Raw genomic sequence first — 814 nt, 5'->3', positions numbered from 1 at the left:
ACCGTACCCTCTTTCGTTACAAAAAGGTGTAAGAAAAACGTAAAGATAATTAAAAACCAGACAGGAGTCAATCCTTTTATAATGTAGCGAATCGGAACCCGGGCTATAAACATGCACACCAAAGCAAACACGGTTAGAATTCCATAGCTTATAACGGTATTGGCAAAAAATACAATAAACACAAAGAAGAAAATAACAGTTATTTTTGAACGCGGATCCAGTTTGTGCACCAATGAATTACCGGGGACATATTGGCCGATGATTAATGCATTATTCATATGAAGACCCCCCCTTTAACACCTGCTGAATCTCCCGGGCAATTTCCTTTGTTGATTGCCTGTGAAAGGGGATGTGAACGCCAAACCTTTTCTCAAATAACCCAAGAAATTGAACCGCTTCAGGCACATCCAGCTGCACCTTTTTCAATGCCTCCTGTCTGGTTAATACCTCCTCCGGCTTACCCTCCAGGTATTTCTTGCCTTTGTTCAAAATAATCACATGATCTGCATATTTCACGGCATCTTCCATACTATGTGTTACAAGAATAGTGGTTAGATTTTGTTCACGATGCAAAGCGTGAAACATTTCCATGATTTCCTTTTGACCACGCGGGTCTAAGCCAGCGGTTGGTTCATCTAGGACAAGTACATCCGGCTTAATGGCAAGGACCCCAGCAATCGCAACTCGGCGCATTTGTCCTCCGCTTAAATCAAAGGGCGAACGGGAAAGCAATGCATCATCCAGTCCTACCGCTGGTGTTATTTCCTTAATCCGCTTCCTGATTTCATCATCTTGTACATCAAAGTTCTCTGGT

Annotated in this window: 2 protein-coding genes; both read right to left on the bottom strand. The window is 42.6% G+C overall.

The window, feature by feature from the left end; genetic code table 11:
• Window positions 1-278 (bottom strand): energy-coupling factor transporter transmembrane component T family protein (locus AC3G7N_RS20770; RefSeq protein ID WP_489424062.1); only part of this gene is annotated, 278 nt, incomplete at its 3' end.
• A partial coding sequence (locus AC3G7N_RS20765) for an ATP-binding cassette domain-containing protein (protein WP_489424061.1) occupies window positions 271-814 on the bottom strand: 544 nt, incomplete at its 5' end. The genes AC3G7N_RS20765 and AC3G7N_RS20770, both read right to left, overlap by 8 nt.

It is taken from the genome of Virgibacillus carmonensis (assembly GCF_057836705.1).
Note: the sequence above shows the minus strand (reverse complement) of the source record. Positions and strands in the feature narration are given on the sequence as shown.